This window comes from Pseudomonas sp. EA_15y_Pfl1_P101 (assembly GCF_963970835.1).
In the GTDB taxonomy this organism is placed as follows: Bacteria; Pseudomonadota; Gammaproteobacteria; order Pseudomonadales; family Pseudomonadaceae; genus Aquipseudomonas; species Aquipseudomonas tritici.
The window spans coordinates 305845-328288 of record NZ_CAXAPA010000008.1; the positions used below are offsets into that span (position 1 = coordinate 305845).

General features: G+C 55.0%; 20 protein-coding genes, 4 tRNA genes and 1 rRNA gene. All 25 read right to left on the reverse strand.

Annotated features, from left to right (window positions below):
- Nucleotides 1-10 precede the first annotated feature (10 nt).
- Entirely contained in the window at nt 11-835 is an 825-nt protein-coding gene (gene rplB / locus AACY36_RS15415; protein WP_003176423.1) for a 50S ribosomal protein L2, read from the reverse strand.
- Nucleotides 836-849: 14 nt separating this feature from the next.
- Nucleotides 850-1149, reverse strand: a complete 300-nt coding sequence (rplW, locus tag AACY36_RS15420; RefSeq protein ID WP_002555488.1) for a 50S ribosomal protein L23 — start codon at nt 1147-1149, stop codon at nt 850-852.
- The gene (gene rplD, locus AACY36_RS15425) at nt 1146-1748 is read right to left on the reverse strand and encodes a 50S ribosomal protein L4 (protein ID WP_049711296.1); all 603 of its coding nucleotides are present in this window, start codon (nt 1746-1748) and stop codon (nt 1146-1148) included. The genes rplW and rplD overlap by 4 nt, the downstream gene beginning before the upstream one ends.
- 12 nt (nt 1749-1760) lie before the next feature.
- Entirely contained in the window at nt 1761-2396 is a 636-nt protein-coding gene (gene rplC, locus AACY36_RS15430; RefSeq protein WP_003194649.1) for a 50S ribosomal protein L3, read from the reverse strand.
- An 81-nt stretch (nt 2397-2477) separates the two neighbouring features.
- Nucleotides 2478-2789, reverse strand: coding sequence for a 30S ribosomal protein S10 (rpsJ, locus tag AACY36_RS15435; RefSeq protein WP_003186070.1), 312 nt, complete (start codon nt 2787-2789; stop codon nt 2478-2480).
- A gap of 159 nt (nt 2790-2948) precedes the next feature.
- Nucleotides 2949-4142 (reverse strand): elongation factor Tu, encoded by a 1194-nt coding sequence (tuf, locus tag AACY36_RS15440; RefSeq protein ID WP_003176426.1) that lies wholly within the window; start codon nt 4140-4142, stop codon nt 2949-2951.
- Between the two features lie 30 nt (nt 4143-4172).
- Nucleotides 4173-6278, reverse strand: coding sequence for an elongation factor G (gene fusA / locus AACY36_RS15445; RefSeq protein ID WP_339417031.1), 2106 nt, complete (start codon nt 6276-6278; stop codon nt 4173-4175).
- A 30-nt stretch (nt 6279-6308) separates the two neighbouring features.
- Nucleotides 6309-6779, reverse strand: coding sequence for a 30S ribosomal protein S7 (rpsG, locus tag AACY36_RS15450; protein ID WP_002555493.1), 471 nt, complete (start codon nt 6777-6779; stop codon nt 6309-6311).
- Nucleotides 6780-6896: 117 nt separating this feature from the next.
- On the reverse strand, nt 6897-7268 hold the full coding sequence (gene rpsL / locus AACY36_RS15455) for a 30S ribosomal protein S12 (RefSeq protein ID WP_002555494.1): 372 nt from the start codon (nt 7266-7268) through the stop codon (nt 6897-6899).
- A 217-nt stretch (nt 7269-7485) separates the two neighbouring features.
- The gene (gene rpoC, locus AACY36_RS15460; protein ID WP_049711295.1) at nt 7486-11685 is read right to left on the reverse strand and encodes a DNA-directed RNA polymerase subunit beta'; all 4200 of its coding nucleotides are present in this window, start codon (nt 11683-11685) and stop codon (nt 7486-7488) included.
- Between the two features lie 64 nt (nt 11686-11749).
- Nucleotides 11750-15823, reverse strand: a complete 4074-nt coding sequence (gene rpoB, locus AACY36_RS15465) for a DNA-directed RNA polymerase subunit beta (protein ID WP_339417034.1) — start codon at nt 15821-15823, stop codon at nt 11750-11752.
- 219 nt (nt 15824-16042) lie between these two features.
- Nucleotides 16043-16408 (reverse strand): 50S ribosomal protein L7/L12, encoded by a 366-nt coding sequence (rplL, locus tag AACY36_RS15470; protein WP_003176432.1) that lies wholly within the window; start codon nt 16406-16408, stop codon nt 16043-16045.
- A 78-nt stretch (nt 16409-16486) separates the two neighbouring features.
- The gene (gene rplJ / locus AACY36_RS15475; RefSeq protein WP_015886139.1) at nt 16487-16987 is read right to left on the reverse strand and encodes a 50S ribosomal protein L10; all 501 of its coding nucleotides are present in this window, start codon (nt 16985-16987) and stop codon (nt 16487-16489) included.
- Between the two features lie 198 nt (nt 16988-17185).
- Complete coding sequence (gene rplA / locus AACY36_RS15480) at nt 17186-17881, reverse strand: 50S ribosomal protein L1 (RefSeq protein WP_003232403.1); 696 nt, start codon at nt 17879-17881, stop codon at nt 17186-17188.
- Nucleotides 17881-18312: a 50S ribosomal protein L11 gene (rplK, locus tag AACY36_RS15485; protein ID WP_003210097.1), complete on the reverse strand. Its 432-nt coding sequence runs from the start codon at nt 18310-18312 to the stop codon at nt 17881-17883. Before rplK ends, rplA begins: the two co-directional genes overlap by 1 nt.
- Nucleotides 18313-18428: 116 nt before the next feature.
- Nucleotides 18429-18962: a transcription termination/antitermination protein NusG gene (gene nusG, locus AACY36_RS15490; protein WP_003176436.1), complete on the reverse strand. Its 534-nt coding sequence runs from the start codon at nt 18960-18962 to the stop codon at nt 18429-18431.
- Nucleotides 18963-18971: 9 nt separating this feature from the next.
- Nucleotides 18972-19340 (reverse strand): preprotein translocase subunit SecE, encoded by a 369-nt coding sequence (secE, locus tag AACY36_RS15495; protein WP_058414067.1) that lies wholly within the window; start codon nt 19338-19340, stop codon nt 18972-18974.
- Between the two features lie 45 nt (nt 19341-19385).
- A tRNA-Trp gene (locus tag AACY36_RS15500) sits at nt 19386-19461 on the reverse strand.
- Nucleotides 19462-19620: 159 nt separating this feature from the next.
- Nucleotides 19621-19696: transfer RNA gene (locus AACY36_RS15505), tRNA-Thr, on the reverse strand.
- 26 nt (nt 19697-19722) lie between these two features.
- Nucleotides 19723-19796 (reverse strand) — tRNA-Gly (locus AACY36_RS15510).
- A 24-nt stretch (nt 19797-19820) separates the two neighbouring features.
- A tRNA-Tyr gene (locus AACY36_RS15515) sits at nt 19821-19905 on the reverse strand.
- A gap of 142 nt (nt 19906-20047) precedes the next feature.
- Nucleotides 20048-20494 carry a hypothetical protein gene (locus tag AACY36_RS15520; protein WP_339417040.1) on the reverse strand — a complete coding sequence of 149 codons (447 nt, stop codon included), beginning with the start codon at nt 20492-20494 and terminating at the stop codon, nt 20048-20050.
- Between the two features lie 7 nt (nt 20495-20501).
- Nucleotides 20502-21251 carry a pantothenate kinase gene (locus tag AACY36_RS15525; protein ID WP_339417042.1) on the reverse strand — a complete coding sequence of 250 codons (750 nt, stop codon included), beginning with the start codon at nt 21249-21251 and terminating at the stop codon, nt 20502-20504.
- Nucleotides 21241-22200 (reverse strand): bifunctional biotin--[acetyl-CoA-carboxylase] ligase/biotin operon repressor BirA, encoded by a 960-nt coding sequence (gene birA / locus AACY36_RS15530; protein ID WP_339428437.1) that lies wholly within the window; start codon nt 22198-22200, stop codon nt 21241-21243. Before birA ends, AACY36_RS15525 begins: the two co-directional genes overlap by 11 nt.
- 168 nt (nt 22201-22368) lie before the next feature.
- Nucleotides 22369-22444: ribosomal RNA gene (gene rrf, locus AACY36_RS28300) — 5S ribosomal RNA — on the reverse strand; the annotation flags it as partial.

A 22444-nucleotide genomic window follows, 5' to 3' on the forward strand; every position in this document is an offset into this window, starting at 1 on the left:
ATCCCTCTATTTACTTGCGACGACGGACGATCATTTTGTCGGTACGCTTATTACCACGAGTCTTCGCGCCCTTAGTCGGGAAGCCCCATGGCGATACCGGATGACGACCACCAGAGGTACGACCTTCACCACCACCGTGTGGGTGGTCAACCGGGTTCATGGCAACACCACGAACGGTTGGGCGAACGCCACGCCAGCGTTTGGCACCAGCTTTACCCAGCGAACGAAGGCTGTGCTCGGAGTTCGAGACTTCACCCAAGGTCGCGCGGCATTCAGCCAGCACTTTACGCATCTCACCAGAACGCAGACGCAGGGTCACGTAGACACCTTCACGAGCGATCAGCTGAGCCGAAGCACCAGCGGAACGAGCGATCTGTGCGCCTTTACCTGGCTTCAATTCGATGCCGTGTACGGTGCTACCAACTGGAATGTTGCGCAGTTGCAGAGCGTTGCCCGGCTTGATCGGTGCCAAGGCACCTGCGATCAGCTGGTCGCCAGCGCTCACGCCTTTAGGGGCGATGATGTAGCGACGCTCGCCATCTGCGTACAGCAGCAGAGCGATGTGAGCAGTACGGTTTGGATCGTATTCAATACGCTCGACAGTGGCAGAGATGCCATCTTTGTCGTTGCGACGGAAATCGACCAGACGATAATGCTGCTTATGGCCACCACCGATGTGACGAGTGGTAATACGACCATTGTTGTTACGACCACCAGTCTTCGATTTTTTCTCGAGCAGCGGTGCGTGAGGAGCGCCTTTATGCAGCTCCTGGTTGACCACCTTGACCACAAAACGGCGGCCAGGGGAAGTCGGTTTGCATTTAACGATTGCCATGATGCACCCCTTCCTTACTCAGCACTGCTGCTGAAATCGAGATCTTGGCCTGGCTGAAGGGAGATAACTGCCTTCTTCCAGTCATTACGCTTGCCCAGACCGCGAGCAGTGCGCTTGCTCTTACCCAGAACATTCAGGGTAGTAACACGCTCTACTTTCACGCTGAACAGGCTTTCGACGGCCTTCTTGATTTCCAGCTTGGTTGCGTCAGTTGCAACCTTGAAAACGAACTGGCCTTTCTTGTCAGCCAGAACCGTAGCCTTTTCGGAAACGTGCGGGCCAAGCAGAACTTTAAATACGCGTTCCTGGTTCATCCCAGCAGCTCCTCGAATTTCTTCACGGCCGACACGGTGATCAACACCTTGTCGTATGCGATCAGACTAACTGGATCGGAACCTTGCACGTCACGTACATCAACGTGTGGCAGGTTGCGAGCAGCCAGGTACAGGTTCTGATCAACAGCTTCAGACACGATCAAAACGTCGGTCAGGCTCATGTCGTTCAGTTTGCCCAGCAGGTCTTTAGTTTTTGGACTTTCAACAGCGAAGTCCTGAACCACAACCAGACGATCGGTACGCACGAGTTCAGCAAGGATAGAGCGCAGTGCTGCGCGATACATCTTCTTGTTGAGCTTCTGCGAGTGATCCTGTGGACGAGCTGCGAAAGTGGTACCACCGCCACGCCAGATTGGGCTACGGATAGTACCGGCACGAGCACGGCCAGTACCTTTCTGACGCCAAGGGCGCTTACCGCCACCACGAACGTCGGAACGGGTCTTTTGCTGCTTGCTACCTTGACGGCCGCCGGCCATGTAGGCCACGACTGCTTGGTGAACGAGCGTCTCGTTGAATTCGCCGCCAAATGTCAGTTCGGAAACTTCGATCGCTTGAGCGTCATTTACATTTAATTGCATGTCAGCTTCCCCTTAACCGCGAGCCTTGGCCGCTGGACGTACAACCAGGTTGCCGCCAGTAGCGCCAGGAACAGCACCCTTGACCAACAACAGATTGCGTTCAGCGTCGACGCGCACTACTTCGAGGGACTGCACGGTCACGCGCTCAGCGCCCATATGACCGGACATTTTTTTGCCCTTGAATACACGACCAGGAGTCTGGCACTGGCCAATAGAGCCCGGGACGCGGTGGGAGACGGAGTTACCGTGAGTGTTGTCTTGGCCACGGAAATTCCAACGCTTGATCGTACCCTGGAAGCCTTTACCTTTGGACTGACCGGTTACATCAACCAGTTGACCAGCGGCGAAGATTTCAGCGTTGATCAGATCGCCAGCCTGGTAGTCGCCGTCTTCGAGACGGAACTCCATAACAGTGCGACCAGCTGCAACGTTTGCTTTAGCGAAGTGACCTGCTTGAGCAGCAGTCACACGCGAAGCACGACGCTCGCCGACAGTGACTTGCACTGCACGATAGCCATCGGTCTCTTCAGTTTTGAACTGGGTGACGCGATTCGGCTCGATCTCAATGACCGTAACCGGAATGGAGACACCTTCTTCGGTGAAAATACGGGTCATACCGCATTTACGACCGACTACACCAATAGTCATGTTGTAAACCTCATGAGTGTACGGGGCTTTCACCCGCTATGGCCGCCCATTTCAGAGCGTTACACGACTAAGACCCAAGTCTTAGCCGAGGCTGATCTGTACTTCCACACCGGCCGCCAGATCGAGCTTCATAAGTGCGTCAACGGTTTTATCCGTTGGCTGGACGATGTCCAGTACGCGCTTATGAGTACGGATCTCGTACTGGTCACGCGCGTCTTTGTTGACGTGCGGGGAGACCAGAACGGTGAACCGCTCTTTACGGGTAGGCAGTGGAATTGGACCACGCACTTGAGCACCAGTACGTTTCGCGGTTTCCACGATTTCCTGGGTGGATTGGTCGATCAGGCGATGGTCAAAAGCCTTCAACCTGATACGGATTTGCTGATTTTGCATTGGATTTCAGACTCCGGCTGCTATTCCCAGCGAGCGCAATACGCCCGTTAAAAGGAGGCGCAATTCTATAGACGCCCCAGATAGGTGTCAACCCAATAAAAAAGGCCCCCGCTAAGCGGGGGCCCTCTCAAAACATCGAAACTACCTCAGAAGAGATAATTACTCGATGATTTTAGCTACAACGCCAGCACCAACGGTACGGCCGCCTTCGCGAATAGCGAAACGCAGGCCGTCTTCCATTGCGATGGTTTTGATCAGGGTAACAACCATTTTGATGTTGTCGCCCGGCATTACCATCTCAACGCCTTCCGGCAGCTCGCAGTTACCAGTCACGTCAGTAGTACGGAAGTAGAACTGTGGACGGTAGCCTTTGAAGAACGGAGTGTGACGACCGCCTTCTTCTTTGCTCAGCACGTACACTTCTGCTTCGAACTTGGTGTGCGGCTTAACCGAACCTGGCTTAACCAGAACCTGGCCACGCTCAACGTCGTCACGCTTGGTACCACGCAGCAGAACGCCGCAGTTCTCGCCCGCACGACCTTCGTCGAGCAGTTTACGGAACATTTCAACACCGGTGCAGGTGGTGACAGTAGTGTCACGCAGACCAACGATTTCCAGTGGATCTTGAACCTTAACGATACCGCGCTCGATACGACCAGTCACAACAGTACCGCGACCGGAGATCGAGAATACGTCTTCGATTGGCATCAGGAACGGCTTGTCGATAACACGAACTGGATCTGGGATGTAGCTGTCCAGAGTCTCAACCAGTTTACGAACGGACGTGGTGCCCATTTCGTTGTCGTCTTTGCCTTCCAGAGCCATACGAGCAGAACCGATGATGATCGGAGTGTCGTCGCCTGGGAAGTCGTAAGTGCTCAGCAGATCGCGCACTTCCATCTCAACCAGTTCCAGCAGCTCAGCGTCGTCTACCAGGTCAGCCTTGTTCAGGTAAACCACGATGTACGGAACGCCTACCTGACGGGACAGCAGGATGTGCTCACGGGTTTGTGGCATCGGACCATCAGCGGCCGAGCAAACCAGGATAGCGCCGTCCATTTGAGCAGCACCAGTGATCATGTTCTTCACATAGTCAGCGTGACCTGGGCAGTCGACGTGAGCGTAGTGACGGATCAGCGAGTTGTATTCAACGTGAGCGGTGTTGATGGTGATACCACGAGCTTTCTCTTCTGGTGCGCTGTCGATTTTATCGAAATCAACGATTGCAGAACCGAAAACTTCGGAGCAAACGCGAGTCAGAGCAGCAGTCAGAGTGGTTTTACCGTGGTCAACGTGACCGATAGTGCCAACGTTGACGTGCGGTAGGGAACGATCAAATTTTTCTTTAGCCACGACAATTAACTCCTTGCCTAAAGGACTGAATCAGCCTTGTTTTTTGGTAACAGTTTCGACGATATGCGACGGCGCTGTATTGTATTTTTTGAATTCCATAGAGTAGCTTGCGCGACCTTGGGACATGGAACGAACGTCGGTTGCATAACCGAACATCTCACCCAACGGAACCTCGGCACGAATTACTTTGCCGGAAACCGTGTCTTCCATACCCAGGATCATGCCGCGACGACGGTTAAGGTCGCCCATCACGTCACCCATATAGTCTTCAGGCGTAACAACTTCTACTGCCATGATTGGTTCAAGCAACTCACCACCGCCCTTCTGGGCCAGTTGCTTGGTAGCCATGGAAGCAGCCACCTTAAACGCCATCTCGTTGGAGTCGACGTCATGGTAAGAACCATCAAAAACGGTCGCCTTCAGGCCGATGAGCGGATAGCCGGCAACAACACCGTTCTTCATCTGCTCTTCGATACCCTTCTGGATCGCCGGGATGTATTCCTTAGGAACCACACCACCAACCACTTCGTTCACGAATTGCAGACCTTCCTGACCTTCGTCAGCAGGAGCAAAACGGATCCAGCAGTGACCGAACTGGCCACGACCGCCGGACTGACGAACGAACTTGCCTTCGATTTCACAGTTCTTCGTGATGCGCTCACGATAGGAAACCTGAGGCTTACCGATGTTGGCTTCGACGTTGAACTCACGGCGCATCCGGTCAACCAGGATGTCCAGGTGCAACTCGCCCATGCCAGAGATGATCGTTTGACCAGTCTCTTCATCAGTTTTGACGCGGAAAGATGGGTCTTCCTGAGCAAGCTTGCCCAGAGCGATACCCATTTTTTCCTGGTCATCCTTGGTCTTGGGCTCAACGGCAACCGAAATTACCGGCTCCGGGAAGTCCATGCGAACCAGGATGATTGGCTTGTCAGCGTTGCACAAAGTTTCACCAGTGGTGACGTCCTTCATGCCGATCAGGGCCGCGATGTCGCCAGCGCGCACTTCCTTGATCTCTTCACGGGCGTTTGCGTGCATTTGCACCATACGACCCACACGCTCTTTCTTGCCCTTGACCGAGTTGATGACGCCGTCGCCGGAGTTCAACACGCCCGAGTAAACACGGACGAAAGTCAGGGTACCCACGAATGGGTCGGTAGCGATCTTGAACGCCAGAGCCGAGAACGGCTCGTTGTCGTCTGCATGACGCTCCATTTCCTTTTCCTCGTCATCCGGGTCAGTACCCTTGATGGCAGGAATGTCGGTAGGAGCAGGCAGGTAGTCGATAACAGCGTCGAGAACCAGGGGAACACCCTTGTTCTTGAACGAGGAACCGCAAACAGCCAAGACGATCTCACCAGCGATAGTACGCTGACGCAGAGCAGCCTTGATCTCCTCGTTGGTGAGCTCTTCACCTTCGAGGTACTTGTTCATCAGCTCTTCGTTGGCTTCGGCCGCAGCTTCAACCATGTTGTTACGCCACTCGTCAGCCAGCTCCTGCAGTTCAGCAGGAATAGCTTCGCGACGAGGAGTCATGCCCTTGTCAGCATCGTTCCAGTAAACAGCTTCCATGGTCAGCAGATCGATCTGGCCCTGGAAATTGTCTTCGGCACCGATAGCCAACTGGATAGGCACCGGAGTGTGACCCAGACGCTGCTTGATCTGACCGATCACGCGCAGGAAGTTCGCACCTGCACGGTCCATCTTGTTGACGTAAACAAGACGCGGAACGCCGTACTTGTTGGCTTGACGCCATACGGTTTCCGACTGAGGCTCAACGCCCGAGGTACCGCAGAACACAACGACCGCGCCGTCGAGTACACGCAGGGAACGCTCAACTTCAATGGTGAAGTCTACGTGGCCCGGGGTATCGATGACGTTGAAGCGGTGCTCGTCCTTGTACTGCTTCGCAGAACCTTTCCAGAAGGCGGTAATGGCAGCAGAAGTAATGGTAATACCACGCTCCTGCTCCTGCACCATCCAGTCTGTGGTCGCGGCGCCGTCATGCACCTCGCCCATCTTGTGACTTTTGCCAGTGTAAAAAAGGACGCGCTCGGTGGTGGTGGTTTTACCAGCATCCACGTGAGCGACGATACCGATGTTACGGTAGCGACTAATCGGAGTAGTACGAGCCATAAAGCCCTCGCAAAATTAGTGAAGCTGAAATTAGAAGCGGTAGTGCGAGAAAGCTTTGTTAGCTTCGGCCATACGGTGCACGTCTTCACGCTTCTTAACAGCAGCACCTTTACCTTCAGCAGCATCCAACAGCTCGCCAGCCAAACGCAGAGCCATAGACTTCTCGCCGCGCTTGCGGGCGAAGTCTACCAACCAGCGCATTGCCAGCGCGTTACGACGGGACGGGCGAACTTCGACCGGAACCTGGTAAGTAGCACCGCCTACACGGCGCGACTTTACTTCGACCAGCGGAGCGATGGCGTCGAGAGCTTTCTCGAAGATTTCCAGGGGATCGCTGTTCTTGCGTTCTTTAACCTTTTCCAGCGCGCCATAAACAATACGCTCGGCAACGGCTTTCTTGCCGCTTTCCATCACGTGGTTCATGAACTTGGCCAGGATTTGGCTTCCGTATTTTGGATCGTCAAGCACTTCGCGCTTGGCTGCTACGCGTCTTCTTGGCATGGATAAGCCCTCAAACGGTCTTCAGGTTCGTTCGGAATCAGTGCCCTTGCGGGACGCCTCCGACCTTACTCTTATCGACTCAGAAAATAAGATGATTCAGTTTACAAAAAGCCGCTACTACTTAGGCTTCTTGGTACCGTACTTCGAACGACCCTGGTTACGACCTTTAACGCCGGAGGTATCCAAGGAGCCGCGTACGGTGTGGTAACGAACACCTGGCAAGTCTTTTACACGACCGCCACGGATCAGCACCACGCTGTGCTCTTGCAGGTTGTGGCCTTCACCACCGATGTACGAGGAAACCTCGAAACCGTTGGTCAGACGCACACGGCATACTTTACGCAGTGCCGAGTTAGGTTTTTTCGGCGTAGTGGTATACACGCGAGTGCATACGCCACGACGTTGCGGGCAGTTCTGCAGCGCAGGCACGTCGGATTTCTCGACGATACGCTTACGCGGCTGACGTACCAGCTGGTTGATAGTTGCCATCTACTAGCTCCACTGTTGTCTTGCGACGCTATTGTCTTGCAAGAAAAGCAAAATGGCAGGAACGAATTCCCGCCAAATTTAGGGGTACAAGAGTCTAAAGAGGATCTTGCCCCCAGTCAAGGCAAGGCCCCGACATCCCCTCTCATCGAAACGGGGCATAACTGCCTCGATCCGACGAATGGGGGCTGCCAGGGCCCAGACTTATTTATCGCAGAACTCAGTTACCGCTAGAGTTCAGCGCTTCGGTCAGTGCAGCTTCCACTTCACTGGCGCTCACGCGCAGCGGCTTGTCAGCATCACGGCGGCGCTTGCGCTCGCTGTGGTAAGCCAAACCGGTACCGGCTGGGATCAAACGACCCACAACCACGTTTTCTTTAAGGCCGCGCAGGTAATCGCGCTTGCCGGTTACCGCTGCTTCGGTCAGTACGCGAGTGGTCTCCTGGAAGGAGGCCGCCGAGATGAACGACTCAGTGGACAACGACGCCTTGGTGATACCCAGCAGCACGCGAGTGAACTTGGAAACGAATTTCTCGTCGCCAGCCAGACGCTCGTTCTCTACGAGTACGTGAGTCAATTCCATCTGGTCACCCTTGATGAAACTGGAATCGCCGGATTCAGCGATTTCAACTTTACGCAGCATCTGACGCAGGATGGTCTCGATGTGCTTATCGTTGATTTTCACGCCTTGCAGGCGATAAACGTCCTGGATCTCGTTAACGATGTACTTGGCCAGCGCACTCACACCCAGCAGACGCAGGATGTCGTGTGGATCGCTTGGGCCGTCGGAGATAACTTCGCCGCGGTTTACCTGTTCGCCTTCGAAGACGTTCAGGTGACGCCACTTCGGAATCAGCTCTTCGTACGGATCGCTACCGTCGTTCGGGGTAATGACCAGACGGCGCTTGCCTTTGGTCTCTTTACCGAACGCGATGGTGCCGCTGACCTCAGCCAGAATCGACGCTTCTTTCGGACGACGCGCTTCGAACAAGTCGGCAACACGCGGCAGACCACCGGTGATGTCACGGGTCTTCGAAGTTTCTTGCGGGATACGCGCGATAACATCACCGATCGCGATCTTCGCACCATCCGCTACACCGACCAGGGCGTTGGCTGGCAGGAAGTACTGAGCGATTACGTCAGTGCCTGGCAGCAACAGATCCTTGCCGTTGTCATCAACCATCTTCACGGCAGGACGGATGTCTTTACCGGCAGCTGGACGATCTTTCGCGTCGAGTACTTCAATGTTGGTCATACCGGTCAATTCGTCAGTCTGACGCTTGATCGTGATGCCTTCTTCCATGCCCACGTAGGTCACGGTACCTTTCATTTCGGTAACGATTGGGTGAGTGTGCGGATCCCACTTGGCCACGATTGCGCCAGCGTCGACCTTGTCACCTTCTTTAACCGAAATCACAGCACCGTACGGCAGCTTGTAACGCTCACGCTCACGACCGTAGTCATCAGCGATCGCCAGCTCACCGGAACGGGACACCGCAACCAGGCAACCATCCACTCGCTCAACGTGTTTCAGGTTGTGCAGACGGACGGTACCGCCATTCTTCACCTGAACGCTGTCGGCTGCGGAGGTCCGGCTTGCCGCACCACCGATGTGGAACGTACGCATGGTCAGCTGGGTACCCGGCTCACCGATGGACTGAGCAGCGATAACGCCGACCGCTTCACCGATGTTCACCTGGTGACCACGAGCCAAGTCACGGCCGTAGCATTTGGCGCAGATGCCGTAGCGGGTTTCGCAGCTGATCGGCGAGCGAACGATCACTTCGTCGATGCTGTTGAGTTCGATGAACTCGACCCACTTTTCATCCACCAGGGTGCCAGCAGGAACGATAACTTCCTCGGTACCTGGCTTGAATACGTCACGGGCAATGACTCGGCCCAGTACGCGTTCGCCCAAAGGCTCTACAACATCGCCGCCTTCGATGTGCGGAGTCATCAGCAGACCGTGCTCGGTACCGCAGTCAACTTCAGTCACAACCAAGTCTTGCGCAACGTCTACCAAACGACGAGTCAGGTAACCGGAGTTAGCGGTTTTCAACGCGGTATCCGCCAGACCTTTACGAGCACCGTGAGTCGAGATGAAGTACTGAAGTACGCTCAAACCTTCACGGAAGTTCGCAGTAATCGGCGTTTCGATGATGGAACCGTCCGGTTTGGCCATCAGGCCACGCATACCGGCGAGCTGACGGATCTGCGCGGCAGAACCCCGTGCGCCCGAGTCGGCCATCATGTACATCGAGTTGAACGACTCTTGATCGACTTCTACGCCATGACGGTCGATAACCTTCTCTTTCGAGAGGTTAGCCATCATCGCCTTCGACACTTCGTCGTTGGCCTTGGACCAAAGGTCGATCACTTTGTTGTACTTCTCACCCTGTGTTACCAGGCCCGAGGCGTACTGGCTCTCGATCTCTTTCACTTCATCGGTTGCAGCCGCGATGATGCGCGCTTTTTCATCAGGGATAACGAAGTCGTTAACGCCGATGGAAACGCCGGAGATGGTCGAATAAGCAAAACCGGTGTACATCAGCTGGTCAGCGAAGATCACGGTCTCTTTCAAACCAACCACGCGGTAGCACTGGTTGATCAGCTTGGAGATCGCCTTTTTCTTCATCGGCAGGTTGACGACGTCGTACGACAGACCTTTGGGCACAACTTGATACAACAGCGCACGGCCGACAGTGGTGTCGACAATACGAGTGCCGCTCACGCTGCCACCGTCACGGTCGTTGACGGTTTCGTTGATCCGCACTTTGACCTTGGCGTGCAGTGCGGCTTCGCCGGCACGGAACACACGGTCAACTTCTTGCAGGTCAGCGAACACACGACCTTCGCCTTTGGCGTTGATCGCTTCACGGGTCATGTAGTACAGACCCAATACAACGTCCTGCGACGGAACGATGATTGGCTCACCGTTGGCTGGCGACAGAATGTTGTTGGTCGACATCATCAACGCACGCGCTTCCAACTGGGCTTCCAGTGTCAGCGGTACGTGCACGGCCATTTGGTCGCCGTCGAAGTCGGCGTTGTACGCAGCACAGACCAGAGGGTGCAGCTGGATAGCCTTACCTTCGATCAGTACTGGTTCAAACGCCTGGATACCCAGACGGTGAAGGGTCGGTGCACGGTTGAGGAGAACCGGGTGTTCGCGAATCACTTCAGCGAGAACGTCCCAAACCTCTGGCAGTTCGCGCTCGACCATTTTCTTGGCCGCTTTGATGGTGGTCGCAAGACCGCGCATTTCCAGCTTGCCGAAGATGAATGGCTTGAACAGCTCAAGTGCCATCTTCTTAGGCAGACCGCACTGGTGCAGACGCAGGGTCGGGCCTACGGTAATTACCGAACGACCGGAGTAGTCAACGCGCTTACCGAGCAAGTTCTGACGGAAACGACCTTGCTTACCCTTGATCATGTCAGCCAGGGATTTCAGAGGACGCTTGTTGGAACCGGTAATGGCACGACCACGACGACCGTTGTCGAGCAAGGCATCGACAGCTTCTTGCAACATACGCTTTTCGTTGCGCACGATGATGTCCGGAGCGGACAGATCGAGCAGGCGCTTCAAACGGTTGTTACGGTTGATCACGCGGCGGTACAGGTCGTTGAGGTCGGACGTCGCGAAACGACCACCGTCCAACGGTACCAGCGGACGCAGGTCTGGCGGCAGAACCGGCAGAACGGTCAGCACCATCCACTCTGGCAAGTTGCCGGAACCCTGGAAGGCTTCCATCAACTTCAGACGCTTGGACAGCTTCTTGATTTTGGTTTCGGAGTTGGTTTGCGGAATTTCTTCACGCAGACGGCCAATCTCGTGTTCCAGGTCGATAGCGTGCAGCAGTTCACGGACAGCTTCAGCACCCATGCGGGCATCGAAATCGTCGCCGAACTCTTCCAGCGCTTCGAAGTACTGCTCGTCGTTCAGCAGCTGACCTTTTTCAAGGGTGGTCATGCCCGGGTCGATAACAACATAGCTCTCGAAGTAGAGAACGCGTTCGATATCACGCAGGGTCATGTCCATCAGCAAGCCGATACGGGACGGCAGCGATTTCAGGAACCAGATGTGCGCAACCGGCGAAGCCAGTTCGATGTGCGCCATACGCTCACGACGAACCTTGGCCAGTGCGACTTCAACGCCGCACTTCTCGCAGATCACACCACGGTGCTTCAAGCGCTTGTACTTACCGCACAGGCACTCGTAATCCTTAACCGGGCCAAAGATCTTGGCGCAGAACAGGCCGTCACGTTCAGGTTTGAACGTACGGTAGTTAATGGTTTCCGGTTTTTTAACTTCACCGAACGACCACGAACGGATCATCTCAGGCGATGCCAATCCAATACGGATGGCGTCGAACTCTTCGACTTGACCCTGGTTTTTCAGCAAATTCAGTAGGTCTTTCAAGGCCTTTCCTCCTGGCGGAGCAGAGAGCGGGCTAAACAGCCCCGCTCTCGATTCGCGTCACGTGTTATTCGGTTTCCAGATCGATATCGATGCCGAGGGAACGAATTTCTTTGATCAACACGTTGAAAGACTCGGGCATGCCCGGCTCCATACGGTGATCGCCGTCCACGATGTTTTTGTACATCTTGGTCCGACCGTTCACATCGTCCGACTTCACTGTGAGCATTTCTTGCAGAGTGTAAGCAGCGCCGTATGCTTCCAGTGCCCAGACCTCCATCTCCCCGAAACGCTGACCACCGAACTGAGCCTTACCACCCAGCGGCTGCTGGGTAACCAGGCTGTACGAACCGGTAGAACGAGCGTGCATCTTGTCGTCTACCAAGTGGTTCAGCTTCAGCATGTACATGTAGCCAACAGTAACCGGGCGCTCAAACTTGTTGCCGGTACGGCCGTCGAACAGCTGCATCTGGCCGCTTTCTGGCAGGTCTGCCAGTTTCAGCATGGCCTTGATTTCGCTTTCCTTGGCACCGTCGAACACCGGGGTAGCCATTGGAACGCCGCCGCGCAGGTTCTTCGCCAGATCCAGGATTTCCTGGTCAGTGAAGGTATCCAGCTCTTCGTTGCGACCGCCGATCTCGTTGTAGATCTCGTGCAGGAACTTACGCAGGTCTGCGACCTTGCGCTGCTCTTCGATCATGCGGTTGATCTTCTCGCCCAGACCTTTGGCCGCGAGGCCCAGGTGGGTTTCAAGGATCTGACCAACGTTCATACGCGAAGGTACACCCAACGGGTTGAGGACCACGTCCACCGGAGTGCCATTGGCATCGTGCGGCATGTCTTCAACCGGCATGATCACGGAGACCACACCTTTGTTACCGTGACGACCGGCCATCTTGTCGCCCGGCTGGATGCGGCGACGGATTGCCAGGTAAACCTTGACGATTTTCAGCACGCCTGGAGCCAGGTCATCGCCTTGCTGCAGTTTGCGCTTCTTGTCTTCGAACTTGTCGTCCAGCAGACGGCGACGATCAACGATGTAAGCCTGGGCTTTCTCGAGCTGCTCGTTCAGAGCATCTTCAGCCATGCGCAGTTTGAACCACTGGCCATGCTCGAGACCGTCGAGGATTTCGTCGGTGATGTCCTGACCTTTCTTCAGACCTGCGCCGCCTTCAGCCTTGTGGCCTACCAGAGCGGAACGCAGACGTTCGAAGGTCGCGCCTTCAACGATACGGAACTCTTCGTTCAGGTCCTTGCGGATCTCGTCGAGCTGGGTCTTCTCGATGGACAGTGCGCGAGCATCACGCTCAACGCCGTCACGGGTGAAGACCTGTACGTCGATGACGGTGCCCTTGGTACCGGTAGGTACACGCAGGGAGGTGTCTTTAACGTCGCTGGCTTTTTCACCGAAGATGGCACGCAACAGCTTCTCTTCCGGAGTCAGTTGGGTCTCGCCTTTCGGAGTGACCTTACCGACCAGGATGTCGCCTGCGCCAACTTCAGCACCTACATAAACGATACCGGCTTCGTCCAGCTTGTTCAGTGCAGCTTCACCCACGTTCGGGATGTCTGCAGTGATCTCTTCTGGCCCAAGCTTGGTGTCACGTGCCACACAGGTCAGTTCCTGAATGTGGATCGTGGTGAAGCGATCTTCCTGAACCACACGCTCGGACAGGCAGATGGAGTCTTCGAAGTTGTAACCGTTCCAGGCCATGAACGCGATGCGCATGTTCTGACCCAGTGCCAGCTCACCCATATCGGTGGAAGGACCGTCTGCCATGATGTCGCTGCGCTGAACCCGATCACCCTTGCTCACCAGCGGACGCTGGTTGATGCAGGTGTTCTGGTTGGAGCGGGTGTACTTGGTCAAGTTGTAGATGTCGACACCGGCTTCGCCAGTTTCAACTTCGTCATCGGCAACACGAACCACAATACGGCTGGCATCAACAGAGTCGATCACGCCGCCACGACGAGCCACAACGCATACGCCGGAGTCACGGGCTACGTTACGCTCCATGCCGGTACCTACCAGCGGCTTGTCAGCACGCAGGGTGGGTACAGCTTGACGCTGCATGTTGGAACCCATCAACGCACGGTTGGCGTCATCGTGTTCCAGGAACGGGATCAGCGACGCTGCAACCGAAACTACCTGCTTGGGCGATACGTCCATCAAGGTGACGTCTTCCGGCGCCTTAACGGTGAACTCGTTCAAGTGACGAACAGCTACCAGCTCGTCGATCAGCATTTTCTTGTCGTTCATCGTGGCCGAAGCTTGAGCGATCACGTGATCAGCTTCTTCGATGGCGGACAGGAACACGATCTCGTCGGTGACCAGAGCGTCTTTCACGACACGGTACGGGCTCTCAAGGAAGCCGTACTGGTTGGTGCGCGCATAGGCAGCCAGGGAGTTGATCAGACCGATGTTCGGACCTTCCGGCGTTTCGATCGGGCAAACACGACCGTAGTGCGTCGGGTGTACGTCACGAACTTCAAAGCCCGCACGCTCACGCGTCAGACCGCCCGGGCCCAGTGCAGATACACGGCGCTTGTGGGTGATCTCGGACAGCGGGTTGTTCTGGTCCATGAACTGCGAGAGCTGGCTGGAACCGAAGAACTCTTTCACCGCCGCAGCCACCGGCTTGGCGTTGATCAGGTCTTGCGGCATCAGGCCTTCGCTTTCGGCCATCGACAGACGCTCTTTGACCGCGCGCTCAACACGCACCAGACCAACGCGGAACTGGTTCTCGGCCATTTCGCCTACGCAGCGAACACGACGGTTACCCAGGTGGTCGATGTCATCGACGATGCCTTTACCGTTACGGATGTCGACCAGAGTCTTCAGGACCGCAACGATGTCTTCTTTGCACAACACGCCCGAACCTTCGATCTCGGTACGACCGATACGACGGTTGAACTTCATCCGGCCGACCGCAGACAGGTCATAGCGCTCAGGGCTGAAGAACAGGTTGTTGAACAGGGTCTCGGCAGCGTCTTTGGTGGGAGGCTCGCCAGGACGCATCATGCGATAGATCTCGACCAGCGCTTCCAATTGGTTGCTGGTGGAGTCGATCTTCAAGGTGTCGGAGACAAACGGACCGCAGTCGATGTCGTTGGTGTACAGGGTCTCGATGCGAACAACCTGAGCCTTGGCGATCTTGGCCAGGATCTCGGTATTCAGCTCGGTGTTGCACTCAGCCAGGATTTCGCCTGTAGCCGGGTGAACGATGACCTTGGCGGTGGTGCGGCCCAGGACGTATTCCAAAGGAACGTCCAGCGATTTGATACCGGCTTTTTCGATCTGGTTGATGTGGCGCGCAGTAATACGACGACCCGCTTCAACAATGACCTTGCCCTTCTCATCCTGGATGTCCAGGACGGCAATTTCACCACGCAGACGCGATGCGATCAGTTCCAGGCTGAGGGTTTCACCCTTCAGGCTGAATACGTTGGTGGTGTAGAAGGCATCCAGCACTTGTTCAGTGGTATAGCCGAGCGCGCGCAGCAGTACCGAGGCCGGCAGCTTACGACGACGGTCGATACGCACAAACACGCAGTCTTTCGGGTCGAACTCGAAGTCCAACCACGAACCACGGTACGGAATGATCCGCGCGGAGTACAGGAGCTTACCGGAGCTGTGCGTCTTGCCGCGGTCGTGGTCAAAGAACACGCCCGGGGAACGGTGCAGCTGGGAAACGATTACACGCTCGGTACCGTTGATAACGAAGGTACCGTTTTCAGTCATCAGTGGGATTTCGCCCATGTAGACTTCTTGCTCTTTGATGTCCTTGATCGCTTTGTTCGACGATTCTTTGTCGAAAATGATCAGGCGGACTTTTACCCGCAAAGGTACGGCGTACGTGACACCGCGCAACACGCATTCTTTGACATCAAATGCCGGTTCGCCCAGGCGATAACCGACGTACTCCAGCGCAGCATTGCCGGAGTAGCTGATGATCGGGAAAACGGATTTGAAGGCCGCATGCAGGCCCACGTCGCGGAACTGATCTTTGGTCGCTCCCGCCTGCAAGAATTCACGATACGAATCCAGCTGGATAGCCAGAAGGTACGGGACATCCATGACGTCCGGCAACTTGCTAAAGTCCTTGCGGATACGTTTTTTCTCAGTATATGAGTAAGCCATCAGCGTTCCCCAGCTTGGTCACCTGCTTGTTTGGCCCTCCCGACGGGAGCAGCCAGAAAATCTTGCAAACCCCATGGTTTGCACCACCGCATCGGGTGGCTACAGCGCGTTAATGGCGGCGACCGAGTCGACAGCCAAGAACGGAAAAAGGCCGGTGGCAAGAGCCACCAGCCATCAGCCTTCAGCTTGACGCGTGGGCTGGAGACGCAAGGTCGATGCTTACTTCAGCTCGACTTTAGCGCCTGCTTCTTCCAGAGTAGCTTTGGCTTTGTCGGCGGCGTCTTTCGACACTGCTTCCAGAACCTGGGCAGGAGCGCCGTCAACTACAGCCTTGGCTTCTTTCAGGCCCAGACCGGTCAGTTCACGTACTGCCTTGATCACGTTTACTTTCTTCTCGCCAGCTTCCAGCAGCATAACGTTGAATTCGGTTTGCTCTTCAGCAGCAACAGCAGCAACAGCTGGACCAGCGGAAGCAGCGGCAGCGGAAACGCCGAATTTTTCTTCGAAAGCTTTGATCAGCTCAACAACCTGCAGAACCGACATTTCAGCTACGGCGTTGAGGATATCGTCTTGGGAGATAGACATTGCTGTATTTCCTGAATTGGGGGACGGCCTACGCGGCCATCGAAATAAACAAAAATACGCGAGAGAATTTGCTCAGCCTTAGGCTGCGGCAGCTTCTTTTTGCTCGCGAACTGCGGCCAGAGTACGAGCCAACTTGCTGGTAGCGCCTTGAATCACGCTCATCAGCTGAGAAATAGCTTCGTTACGGGTCGGCAGTGTTGCCAGTACGTCGATTTGGTTAGCTGCGAGGAACTTGCCCTCGAACGCAGCTGCCTTGATCTCGAACTTGTCCTGACCCTTTGCGAACTCTTTGAACAAACGGGCAGCAGCACCCGGATGATCGGTGGAGAAAGCAATCAGGGTCGGGCCTGTGAACACGTCGTTGAGAACACTGTATTCAGTGTCAGCAACAGCGCGCTTAAGCAGGGTGTTACGCACAACACGTACGTATACGCCAGCTTCACGAGCCTCTTTACGGAGTCCGGTCATAGCGCTTACTGTCACACCACGGGCATCAGCCACGACAGCGGACAGAGCAGCTTTGGCAGCCTCGTTGACTTCAGCGACGATGGCCTTCTTGTCTTCGAGATTAATTGCCACGGGTTTAACTCCTGCTTGTTACCGTTTCATCTGGCCGGAGCCGGATGTCGTTTTGGTGTCTGATTCGGTAAGGAACCGGGAGCACCATCTGCGTAGGCTTGTGGTTTAAGACTTGCGTCGCCTACGGTCTTGGATAGCCCCCGCCAGGCAGGGACCCCAATTTTTCAATTGGCGCAATCGCTCGCGCCAATCTTTGTCTTATACGTCCAGCGAGCCTTGGTCGATGACCAGACCTGGGCCCATAGTGGTGCTCAGGGTAACGCGCTTGACGTAGATACCTTTCGAGGAAGCAGGCTTGATACGCTTCAAATCAGCGATCAGGGCTTCAACGTTTTCCTTCAGCTTGACGGCATCAAAGCCGACTTTGCCAACGGAGGTGTGAATGATGCCGTTTTTGTCAGTGCGATAACGAACCTGACCAGCCTTGGCGTTTTTAACCGCGGTAGCTACGTCTGGCGTTACGGTGCCGACTTTAGGGTTAGGCATCAGGCCACGCGGACCGAGGATCTGACCCAACTGACCTACAACACGCATTGCATCCGGGGAAGCAATAACTACGTCATAGTTCAGGTCGCCGCCTTTCATTTCGGCAGCCAGGTCGTCCATGCCAACGCGATCAGCGCCGGCGGCCAGAGCAGCTTCAGCTGCCGGGCCTTGGGTGAAGACAGCTACACGTACAGTCTTGCCAGTACCGTGTGGCAGCACAGTTGCGCTACGAACGACCTGGTCGGATTTACGTGGGTCAACACCCAGGTTTACAGCAACGTCAACGGACTCGCTGAACTTGACAGTCGACAGCTCGGTCAGCAGGGCAGCAGCGTCTACAAAATTGTAGGCCTTGCCCGCTTCGATTTTGCCGGCGATAGCCTTTTGGCGCTTGGTCAGCTTAGCCATTACACACCCTCCACGTTAAGGCCCATGCTACGAGCAGAACCGGCGATGGTACGCACGGCTGCATCCATATCAGCTGCAGTCAGATCCGCGTTTTTGGTTTTCGCGATTTCTTCCAGCTGAGCACGAGTCACGGTGCCAACCTTAACGGTGTTCGGACGAGCGGAACCGCTAGTCAGACCAGCAGCTTTCTTCAGCAAAACCGAAGCCGGGGTCGACTTGGTTTCGAAAGTGAAGCTACGGTCACTGTATACAGTGATGATCACTGGAGTCGGCAGACCTGGCTCAATACCCTGAGTACGGGCGTTGAAGGCCTTGCAGAATTCCATGATATTCACGCCGTGCTGACCCAGAGCTGGACCGACGGGTGGACTAGGGTTGGCCTGAGCGGCCTTCACTTGCAGCTTGATGTAAGCGGTAATCTTCTTGGCCATGAGGCACTCCAATTACGGGTTCGAACGCCTCTAAAGGCTCCCCGGTTACTTGCGCGTTTATCCCAGTGACGACAAAACCCCACAGCCTAGGCTGCGGGGTTGGGATGCTTGCCCAGCTAGACCTTCTCGACCTGGCTGAACTCCAGCTCTACCGGAGTAGAACGACCGAAAATGAGCACTGCCACTTGGATGCGGCTCTTTTCGTAGTTAACTTCTTCGACAGTACCGTTGAAATCAGCAAACGGACCATCTGTAACACGAACAACCTCACCCGGCTCGAAAAGCGTCTTCGGCTTAGGCTTGTCACTACCATCAGCAACACGACGCAGAATTGCTTCTGCCTCTTTATCGGTGATAGGAGCAGGCTTATCAGCGGTACCGCCAATGAAACCCATGACACGAGGGGTGTCCTTGACCAAGTGCCAAGTACCTTCATTCATGTCCATCTGTACCAACACGTAGCCAGGGAAGAACTTGCGTTCGCTTTTGCGCTTCTGACCATTCCGCATTTCAACCACTTCTTCAGTGGGAACCAGAATTTCGCCGAAGCCATCTTCCATGCCTGCCAGCTTTACGCGCTCCAGCAAAGAGCGCATAACATGCTTCTCGTAACCCGAGTAAGCATGCACAACGTACCAACGCTTAGCCACGGGACACCCTTAGCCAACAATCAAGGAAACAAGCCAGCCGAGCAGGGAATCAAGCCCCCACAACAGCAACGCCATAACCAGAACAACAGCCACAACAATCAACGTGGTCTGCGTGGTTTCTTGGCGAGTCGGCCAAACGACTTTACGTATTTCGGTGCGAGCTTCCTTTACCAGTACCGCGAAAGACTTACCCTTGGCAGTCTGCAGGCCAACAAAGACAGCTACAGCAGCAAGGGCAAGCAAAGCGAGCACACGGTACAGGATCGGCGAAGCAGAATAGTACTGATTGCCAACAACGCCTACGACCACCAAGGCAACTACGGCGAGCCACTTGACCAGATCGAAACGAGAGCTTTGAGCTTCAGCCTTAGGAGTCATCTATGAAGATCCTGTGAAAAGAAAGCCAGATACACCACGTGAATCTGGCAGGTCAGGAGGGAATCGAACCCCCAACCTACGGTTTTGGAGACCGTCGCTCTGCCAATTGAGCTACTGACCTAAAACAAAATCAGGCCGACCATTATGCAGGCCTGAAAAAGACTTTACAACAACCAAGCTCTAGAGATTTGAAATCACCTGACAACACCAGGCAAAACACCATCAAACCGAGATTAGCTGTTAAAACAAAGGCAGATATTTTCATATCTGCCTTGTTATATGGAGCTCTTGAGCGGATTTGAACCGCTGACCTCACCCTTACCAAGGGTGTGCTCTACCAACTGAGCTACAAGAGCAAAACACCGTGCACAACCTGCAAACTTGGAGCGGGTAGCGGGAATCGAACCCGCATCATCAGCTTGGAAGGCTGAGGTTCTACCACTAAACTATACCCGCGGAGCTTGCAGCTCACGCTAAAAATGGTGGAGGGGGAAGGATTCGAACCTTCGAAGTCGTAGACGTCAGATTTACAGTCTGATCCCTTTGGCCGCTCGGGAACCCCTCCTAAGCGAGCCGGCATTCTACATCACGCCGGCCTTCTGTCAAGCATTTTCTCATTAAAAATATGAGGTTAGCTGCGTTGACCTTCGCTTCGCACTGTTGACCCAAAAGGTCTTCACTGCGAAGCGGGCGCCATTCTATGCAAACTATTCGAGAGTTGCAACGCCTTCGCACAACATTATCTTATGTTTTAACTCATTGAATTCCTTAGCAAGGTTTTCAAAGGGCAGGTCGTCAGCAAGGCGTCGACTTTCAGGGGCAACGCGGAGCCAGTAGCCGGAAGCATCAGCAGCATTCAGCAATTGGACCCTGACCTTTATATCCAGGCTTGTGAGGCGCTGCTCAACGAGCTGCGCCTGGCGTTGATCCGCAAATCCGCCGATGTACAGGCACGTATTTTGTGCCTCAGGCGCTCTTGCTCGCTCCCTGCGCATTACCGTGTCAGAGGATTCACTCAATAGACGAATGTCCTGCTGCGACCCCTTGTAGAGACTTAGAGGCGTGACATCTTTAGCGCGCAAAGGCGCTTCTTGCTGATGCCAAATGTAGTAGAAGGCGTTGAGAACAAGTAAAAGTAAAAAAAGCCAACGCATAATCACCTCAGGACAAAGGGCACGCCATCGCCAAACCGACAAAAACCAGATCAGGAACGAGCCGAGCCTGTGGCACCGCATCCGATATCAGATCAGCATCCCCGCCAGTCAGGAACACAGTGAAGTCATCACCCCAGTAGCTCCGCGCCTGCTCCAATTGAGTTAGCACAAACCCTCTCAACATCAACGTACAGCCGCGCTCTACAGCCTCCACAGTCGTACGACCTGGCGAGAGATACTCCAGCGCTCGTTCAGCAGCAGCGTCGTCGTAACGAATCTTGCGCGTATGAGTCCGCAGTTGGCTGCGCATCAGAGGCATGCCTGGACATATAAAGCCGCCCAGATGCTCACCATCAGCCGTAATAAAATCCGCCGTTGCTGCGGTGCCAAAATCGAGCACTAGGCAAGCGCCGCGCGCCAGCTTGAATCCACCAAGCATCGCCAACCAGCGATCAAGACCCAGACGCTCGAAATCTTCGTAGCCGTTACGCACTCCGGCCATTTCTCGCGCGGGACCAGCGCAGGCAACAACAACGCCGAAAGCCTCATACAGAGCCGTAACTAATTTGCTTGTTTCCTCCAGGGCACGAACGCTTACCAATCGGCAGTGTGTCAGCAACAACTCTGGGACCGCGACAAGGCTTTCAATCAACGCCAGATCCGAACCAACAACCCCCTCCGCCGAGACACTCGCCCTATCCGAATCAAGCACTCGCCATTTAATAAAGCTATTCCCGCAGTCGAGCTCAAGAATCATCACGCAGCCTCAGGCTTAACTCACCACCACTGTATATTTTCTCAACGCCATCGACACTCAGGCGCAATGCTCCCTGACGATCTACACCCAATACAACCCCGTCAACCTGGTTAACGCCGGCGATGAGGGATACTGAACGCCCCTGCCATGCGTGATTTTGCTCCCACTCCTCTTGAAGCGCGACAAAACCGTGTGCCCTGTGTTGATCAAGGTAGCTTTGCAACTGCAGGCCCAATCGCGCCGCCAGAGCGTTGCGATCGACAGGAGAGCCCGTCTCGAGCTGCACCGAAGTCCATAGCTGATCGACCTCGTCAGCTCTCTGCATATTGACGTTGATACCAATTCCGAGAACAACGTGACAGATATCAGCAGGGTCTCCTACCAACTCCAGCAAAATCCCGGCAATCTTCTTCTGCCCTACCAAGACATCGTTTGGCCACTTCAGTGCCGCCCCCTGCACACCTGACTCGCGCAAGGCCTGCATGACCGCCAAGCCCACCACTAGGCTCAGGCCCTCCAACTGCCGCAGACCAGCCTCGATGCGCAATACGAGGCTGTAATACACATTCTGTGCAAACGGGCTGACCCACTTTCGTCCCCTCCTGCCTCTTCCCGCCGTTTGCTGCTCGGCAAGCACCAAGAACGGAGCCGCGCATCCTGCATTAACAAGACGCAAGGCTTCGGCATTCGTGGAGTCAATGGAGTCAGAGATATGAACGGGCCACGCCAAGGAAGGTGCATTCAGCGCAATGTCCTCAGCACTCAAGAAAACCAGCGGTGACGCCAATTGATACCCTTTGCCACGAACCTTGTGGATGGGCAGATTCAATTCAGCCTCAAGGTGCTGGAGCTGCTTCCAGACAGCGCTGCGACTGACGCCCAGGGCGGCGCCAAGTGCTTCTCCGGAATGGAATCGGCCATCTTTCAGAAGTTTTAACAACGTCAGCATTCAGGTATCGCCTCACAATGAGGCACGCATGATAGCCATGCGCAGAGTCATTGCATAGAAAGGCCGAGCGTTAGCACTGAAGGCTGCCGAGATGAGCCTCTTCGAACTTTCCAACCCCCCAAAACAAAACCCCTGTTTGCGTTAGCAAACAGGGGTTTCGGAATTTAATCTTGACGATGACCTACTCTCACATGGGGAAACCCCACACTACCATCGGCGATGCATCGTTTCACTACTGAGTTCG

What these genes read in the sequence shown, in the direction of transcription:
- rplB (WP_003176423.1), bottom strand. Translation starts at nt 835, where the DNA reads ATGGCAATCGTTAAATGCAAACCGACTTCCCCTGGCCGCCGTTTTGTG.
- rplW (WP_002555488.1), bottom strand. Translation starts at nt 1,149, where the DNA reads ATGAACCAGGAACGCGTATTTAAAGTTCTGCTTGGCCCGCACGTTTCC.
- rplD (WP_049711296.1), bottom strand. Translation starts at nt 1,748, where the DNA reads ATGCAATTAAATGTAAATGACGCTCAAGCGATCGAAGTTTCCGAACTG.
- rplC (WP_003194649.1), bottom strand. Translation starts at nt 2,396, where the DNA reads ATGACTATTGGTGTAGTCGGTCGTAAATGCGGTATGACCCGTATTTTC.
- rpsJ (WP_003186070.1), bottom strand. Translation starts at nt 2,789, where the DNA reads ATGCAAAATCAGCAAATCCGTATCAGGTTGAAGGCTTTTGACCATCGC.
- fusA (WP_339417031.1), bottom strand. Translation starts at nt 6,278, where the DNA reads ATGGCTCGTACTACTCCGATTAGTCGCTACCGTAACATCGGTATCGTC.
- rpsG (WP_002555493.1), bottom strand. Translation starts at nt 6,779, where the DNA reads ATGCCAAGAAGACGCGTAGCAGCCAAGCGCGAAGTGCTTGACGATCCA.
- rpsL (WP_002555494.1), bottom strand. Translation starts at nt 7,268, where the DNA reads ATGGCAACTATCAACCAGCTGGTACGTCAGCCGCGTAAGCGTATCGTC.
- rpoB (WP_339417034.1), bottom strand. Translation starts at nt 15,823, where the DNA reads ATGGCTTACTCATATACTGAGAAAAAACGTATCCGCAAGGACTTTAGC.
- rplL (WP_003176432.1), bottom strand. Translation starts at nt 16,408, where the DNA reads ATGTCTATCTCCCAAGACGATATCCTCAACGCCGTAGCTGAAATGTCG.
- rplA (WP_003232403.1), bottom strand. Translation starts at nt 17,881, where the DNA reads ATGGCTAAGCTGACCAAGCGCCAAAAGGCTATCGCCGGCAAAATCGAA.
- rplK (WP_003210097.1), bottom strand. Translation starts at nt 18,312, where the DNA reads ATGGCCAAGAAGATTACCGCTTACATCAAGCTGCAAGTGAAGGCCGCT.
- secE (WP_058414067.1), bottom strand. Translation starts at nt 19,340, where the DNA reads ATGACTCCTAAGGCTGAAGCTCAAAGCTCTCGTTTCGATCTGGTCAAG.
- AACY36_RS15520 (WP_339417040.1), bottom strand. Translation starts at nt 20,494, where the DNA reads ATGCGTTGGCTTTTTTTACTTTTACTTGTTCTCAACGCCTTCTACTAC.
- AACY36_RS15525 (WP_339417042.1), bottom strand. Translation starts at nt 21,251, where the DNA reads ATGATTCTTGAGCTCGACTGCGGGAATAGCTTTATTAAATGGCGAGTG.
- birA (WP_339428437.1), bottom strand. Translation starts at nt 22,200, where the DNA reads ATGCTGACGTTGTTAAAACTTCTGAAAGATGGCCGATTCCATTCCGGA.